Annotated in this window: 4 protein-coding genes; all 4 read left to right on the top strand. The window is 42.1% G+C overall.

Annotated elements, in window-relative coordinates; all coding sequences use genetic code 11:
- Nucleotides 1-273: 273 nt before the first annotated feature.
- The gene (ntrB, locus tag CK510_RS24285; protein ID WP_095724123.1) at nt 274-1,116 is read left to right on the top strand and encodes a nitrate ABC transporter permease; all 843 of its coding nucleotides are present in this window, start codon (nt 274-276) and stop codon (nt 1,114-1,116) included.
- 43 nt (nt 1,117-1,159) lie between these two features.
- Entirely contained in the window at nt 1,160-3,151 is a 1,992-nt protein-coding gene (locus tag CK510_RS24280) for an ABC transporter ATP-binding/substrate-binding protein (protein ID WP_095724122.1), read from the top strand.
- A gap of 127 nt (nt 3,152-3,278) precedes the next feature.
- Nucleotides 3,279-4,103 (top strand): nitrate ABC transporter ATP-binding protein, encoded by an 825-nt coding sequence (locus tag CK510_RS24275; RefSeq protein WP_245912410.1) that lies wholly within the window; start codon nt 3,279-3,281, stop codon nt 4,101-4,103.
- 412 nt (nt 4,104-4,515) lie between these two features.
- Nucleotides 4,516-6,455 (top strand): molybdopterin-dependent oxidoreductase (locus tag CK510_RS24270; protein ID WP_095724120.1); only part of this gene is annotated, 1,940 nt, incomplete at its 3' end.

The following is a 6,455-nucleotide window of genomic DNA, read 5'->3' as shown; positions in this document are numbered from 1 at the left end:
CCTTATAAAGGGGAGGGAACTAGATTTATAATTTCTCCCCTCGTAAAGGGGAGGGAACCGGAATTTTTATTTTTCCCCCCTTAGCAAGGGGGGATTAAGGGGGGTAATCCCGAGGTATTAGGGGAAACCGAGACTTCTGTATTCAAGTTACTGTAAGTAATATTCTCATAAAAATGACAAGCGATCGCAGAAAATATTCAGATGAACTAATTCAATAAGTTACTACAAAATACCTAAATACTATTACTAAATTCCAATTGGAGATATTTAAAAATGACCGCAACACTTGGAAGACGAACTCGCAAAAAAAGTATCCAGAACGATATCATCCAAATAATATCAAAAAAAGTAGTACCGCCATTAGTTGCTCTAGCTATATTTTTAGCAATTTGGCAAATTGCTTGTTCTTTTCCTGGTTCAAAATTACCAGGACCTATTGAAACTGTTATGGAAACCTGGAACCCATTTATTATTCAGCCATTTTTTGATAATGGTGAGAGTGATAAAGGATTGGCTTGGCAAATACTCAGTAGTTTGGGACGGGTTAGTATTGGCTTTACTTTAGCTGCAATAGTTGGTGTTGTATTAGGGATTTTGATTGGTTCAAATCCACTTGTTTATAATGCCGTAGACCCTATCTTTCAAGTGTTGCGAACAGTGCCTCCCCTGGCATGGTTGCCGATTTCATTGGCTGGATTTCAACAGGCAAATCCCAGTGCTATTTTCGTAATTTTTATCACGTCAATTTGGCCGATCCTAATCAATACGACGGTTGGTGTACAGCAATTACCCCAGGACTATAGAAATGTTGCTAGAGTCTTAAAATTGAGTGGGATGAAGTACTTCGCAAAAATTCTGTTTCCGGCAACAGTTCCTTACATTTTTACTGGGTTAAGAATTGGGATTGGTTTGTCTTGGTTGGCGATTGTGGCGGCAGAAATGTTAGTTGGTGGTGTGGGAATTGGTTCGTTTATTTGGAACGCTTATAACACGAATACGGAGACGAATTTAAGCGAAATTATTATAGCGCTAATTTATGTCGGTCTTGTTGGTTTGTTACTCGATCGCTTAGTTGCATTTGTTGCTAGTAAAGTCGTCCCCGAAGGTCAAAAATAGGATTATTTCAAACTAACTAAAACCCAATCAGGACTAATCAAAAATGACGACGATTTTTGTTGAAGTAGACCATGTTGACCGCATATTTGACTTGCCAGATGGGAATCAATATATTGCTCTGAAAAATATTGAATTAAAGATTCAACAAGGCGAATTTGTATCATTAATTGGGCACTCTGGTTGCGGTAAATCGACTCTATTAAATATTATTGCTGGATTAGATCGGGCTAGCGTTGGTGGTGTCACCCTCGAAGGTAGGGAAGTGCGCGAACCTGGTCCCGATCGCATGGTTGTATTTCAAAATTATTCCCTACTCCCTTGGTTAAATGTCCGCGAAAATATTGGCTTGGCAGTGGATGAGGTATATAAGGACAAATCGAAGGGCGATCGCAAGGGAATTATTGAACACCATATCGATTTAGTTGGACTTCGCAATGCCGCAAATAAACTTCCTCACCAGTTGTCGGGAGGGATGAAACAGCGCGTATCCATTGCTAGAGCATTGGCAATTCGTCCCAAATTACTCCTACTCGACGAACCTTTTGGGGCACTTGATGCGCTGACAAGGGGTGGTTTGCAGGAACAGTTGATGAAAATTTGCAACGAGAACAATCTCACCTGTGTGATGGTGACACACGACGTTGACGAAGCATTGTTGTTGAGCGATCGCATTGTTATGCTCACCAATGGACCGGAAGCACATATCGGTCAAATTCTCGAAGTCCCAGTTCCCCGTCCCCGTAAGCGTTTGGAGGTGGTGAATCACCCCAGTTATTACGGTTTGCGAAATGAAATAATTTACTTCCTCAACCAGCAAAAACTCGCGAAGAAACGGGCTGCGACAAAACAATCTGCCCCTGTAATCATTTCCCGCAATGGTTTGGAAAAGGTCAATCTCGATATTGGCTTTATTCCCCTTACCGATGCTGCACCGTTAATTGTGGCGAAGGAAAAAGGCTTTTTTGCCGAGTTTGGTTTAGAAGAAATCACCCTCAGTCGCGAAACCTCTTGGAAGGAAGTCGCTAAAGGAGTGGGAACAGGTAGGCTTGATGCAGCACAAATGGTTGCCGGGATGCCACTTGCTTTAACTTTAGGTGCTGGAGATAAAACCCCCGTTCCTGTGGTTTGTTCGATGGTTCTTTCGCGGAATGGTAATGCCATTACCTTGAGCAAAAAGTTGCAAGAACAAGGTGTCCATTCCCTCGCTGATTTCAAAAATGCACTTCAAGCAGATGAAAATCACAACCATGTTTTGGGGGTAGTACATCCCGCATCGATGCAAAACTTGTTGATGCGCTATTGGTTAGCTGCTGGTGGTATTGACCCAGATGAGGATGTAAGTTTAACCGTTATTCCTCCACCGCAAATGGTGGCAGCACTGAAATCTGGAACCATTGACGGTTATTGTGTTGGTGGCCCTTGGAATACCCATGCTGTCAATGATGAAATTGGTTTTGTTGCTGCCACTGATTTAGAAATTTGGTCGGGACATCCGGAAAAAGTTTTGGGAGTGCGGGAAGATTGGGCTGAAAAATATCCGAAAACCCATGTAGCTCTAGTAAAAGCTTTATTATCTGCCTGCGAATATTGCGACGACTTACGAAACCGAGAAGAAATCGTTGAAATTCTCTCCCGTCCTGAATATCTTGGGATAAATTCTGAGTTGATTCGTCCTGGCTTTATTGATGCTTATGACAAGGGTGATGGTCAAGAAGCTGAGTTTTTACCTACATATAATCAGTTTTTTGTCAATAAAACTAATTATCCCGATCGCACCGAAATGTTATGGATTTTGACCCAGCTAGCGCGATGGGGAATGATTTCTTTCCCGAAAAATTGGGTAGATATCATCGAACGAGTCAGTCGTACTGATGTATTTGGTGAAGCTGCTCGCGAGTTGGGAATCCTAGATATTGGACGGGATGCTCCGATTTGGTTATTTGATGGTAAGGTATTTAACCCTTCTGAACCAATCGAGTATATTCGCAGTTTTGAAATCAAGCGTCAGTTCAGTGTTGAGGAGGTGTTTATTTAATTGGGAATTGGGCAATTAATGGGCTTCCTTAATTTATATATAGACGACCCACCGGGTCGTCTCTACTGATAAAAATTATCTGTTACCAAAATTTATTATGCAAACAACCAATCGCGATCGCGACAAAATGCCACAACTTCAGCTTGCTCCCAGCCGTAATGAAAATTTCCTCACTATCAAAGGTGTGAGCAAAATCTATCCTACCGCTAATGGACCTTACACGGTTTTAGATGGGATTGATTTAACCGTGAAAGAAGGTGAATTTGTTTGCATAATTGGACATTCTGGTTGCGGTAAATCGACTTTGTTGAATATGGTTTCGGGTTTCAATACTCCCAGTGATGGGGTTGTACTGCTCCAGGACAAACCTATCAGCGAACCTGGTCCCGATCGGATGATGGTGTTTCAAAATTACTGTTTGCTACCTTGGATGTCGGTGTTTGAAAATGTCTACACTGCCGTTGATGCGGTATTTCCCAATAAACCGGAAGCAGAAAAACGTGCCATTGTCAAGGAGCATTTAGAGATGGTGGGATTGACCGAAGCAATGGATAAAAAGCCCGGTCAAATTTCCGGGGGGATGAAACAACGAGTTGCGATCGCACGTGCTTTGTCTATTCGTCCCCAGGTTCTCATTCTCGATGAGCCTTTTGGGGCTTTGGATGCCATTACTAAGGAAGAACTTCAGGAAGAACTGTTAAAAATCTGGCGTGACCATCGGGTAACGGTATTAATGATTACTCACGACATTGACGAAGCTTTATTTATGGCTGACCGTCTGGTAATGATGACCAATGGACCAGCAGCCAAGATTGGCGAGATTTTAGATATACCTTTTTCCCGTCCCCGCAATCGTGCCCGGATTATGGAAGACCCAAAGTATTACGAGTTAAGAAATTACGCACTGGACTTTTTATACAATAAATTCGCCCACGATGATGCGGATGAATAATTAGGGGAAATATCGAAATATACCAATATACAAAGAGAGACGCGATATATCGCGTCTCTACATTCTTCCCTTCCCTAGCAGGATACTGTTGGCGAATTAAAAGGGGGTCAAACCCATCAGTTACCACCTGCCTTAATTCCCAAGCTTTTAGTCCGTTTGAAGAAACTTGAGTTATTAGCTCGAAATTTATTTGAGGACGGATAAACAACGCAAAATCAAGGGTTAAAAGCTGAGGGGCTTAACCCTACACGAATTGACCAACAGTATCCTAGCAGGGAAGGGGGTTAGGTTTGATATAGCGTCGTAGTCGAGAAACCTCTCCCTGCTTTGAACTGTGTTCTAATGCTGTCCCTCTCCGAGACGGAGAGGGAGATTAACAAAAAAATTTTAATATTTGCCAGGGTTGTATTCTGTGACTGAGACTGTTAAGACTCTTTGCCCTTATTGTGGTGTTGGATGTGGTTTGGAAGTGATTTCTTCTTCGACAGATACATCTGAAAGTAAAATCCAAAATCCAGTAATCCAAAATCAAATTTATAAAGTCAGGGGCGATCGCACTCATCCATCGAGTCAGGGTATGGTTTGTATAAAAGGTGCGACTGTTGCTGAATCCCTGGATAAAGATAGATTATTGTACCCAATGGTTCGTGATTCCCTAGATGATGAATTTCGTCAGGTGAGTTGGGAAGAAGTATTAAACTTGATTTGCGATCGCATTCAATCTATCCGCACAAGGTTTGGTGCTGATGCTCTCTGTATGTATGGTTCTGGGCAAATGCAAACTGAGGACTATTACGTTGCTCAAAAGCTATTCAAAGGTTGTTTGGGAACGAATAATTTTGACTCGAATTCCCGTTTGTGTATGTCCAGCGCAGTCAAAGGTTACACCCAAAGTCTTGGTTCTGATGGTCCACCTTGCTGTTACGATGATTTGGAATTAACCGATTGCGCTTTTATTATCGGCTCGAATACTGCTGAATGTCACCCGATTATCTTTAATCGGTTTGCTAAATATCACAAAAAAAATCCCCAAGTCAAATTAATTGTTGTCGATCCTCGTAAAACTCCAACTGCGGAAATAGCAGATTTACATTTAGCAGTTCGTCCTGGTACGGATATCAATTTGCTCAATGGAATTGCTCATTTACTGTTGCGTTGGGGTGAAATTGATGCTGCATTTATTGAAGATTGCACCAATGACTTTAAAGAATTTGCCCAACTTGTCCGATATTATCCACCCGAAACAGTTGCCGAAACCTGCGGTATTTCCCTCCAAGATTTAGAAACCGCAGCACATTACTGGGCAGAATCCAAAAATGTTTTATCCTTATGGTCAATGGGTGTTAACCAATCGCGGGAAGGTACAGCCAAAGTCAACAGCATTATTAATTTACATTTACTTACGGGACAAATTGGTAAACCAGGTGCTGGTCCATTTTCCCTCACCGGACAACCGAATGCAATGGGTGGCAGGGAAACGGGGGGATTAGCGCAATTACTCCCTGGTTATCGATTTGTAGCAAATGCCGAACATCGAGATGAAGTTGAGGAATTTTGGGGAGTTCCCCGTGGAAGTATATCACCTGAAAATGGGCGTACAGCTTGGGATATAATTACTGGATTGGAAATTGGTGATGTGCAGATGCTTTGGGTTGTGGCAACGAATCCAGCAGTGAGTTTACCCGACTTGGAACGTACCAAAGCAGCATTGAGAAAATCACCTTTTACGATTTGCCAAGACGCATATTACCCGATAGAAACCGCAGCATTTGCCCATGTTTTATTACCAGCAGCACAGTGGGGTGAAAAAACCGGGACAATGACCAATTCCGAGCGAGTTGTCACTTTGTGTCAGGCATTTCGTAAACCTGTTGGTGAAGCTATACCTGATTGGGAAATATTTGCCGAAGTTGCTCGTCGTTTAGGTTTTGTCGATAAATTCAATTTCCCATCATCTGCCGAAGTTTATGCCGAATTTGTCCAACTGACCAAAAATCGCGTTTGTGACATGAGCGATATTAATCATGGAAGATTGCGAGAAGAAGGTGGAATTCAGTGGGGAAATGAAAATAATAAGTTAGGAGTGAGGAGTGAGGAGTTAGAAATTAAAGAAATTAACTCACAATTCAAAACTCCTAACTCAAAAAGACTTTACACCAACCAAATTTTCCCTACATCCAACGGAAGGGCAAATTTTATTCCCCGTCATACATTGGGATTAGCAGAACCACCTGACCCAAATTTCCCATATGTCTTGACAACAGGTCGAGTTTATGGTCATTGGCATACCCAAACCCGTACGGGACGAATTGAAAAAATTAGACAAATGTACCCCGAACCCTTCATTGAGAT

The sequence above is a fragment of the Brunnivagina elsteri CCALA 953 genome, assembly GCF_002289455.1.
In the GTDB taxonomy this organism is placed as follows: domain Bacteria; phylum Cyanobacteriota; class Cyanobacteriia; order Cyanobacteriales; family Nostocaceae; genus Brunnivagina; species Brunnivagina elsteri.
This window is presented reverse-complemented; position numbering and strand designations above follow the sequence as displayed.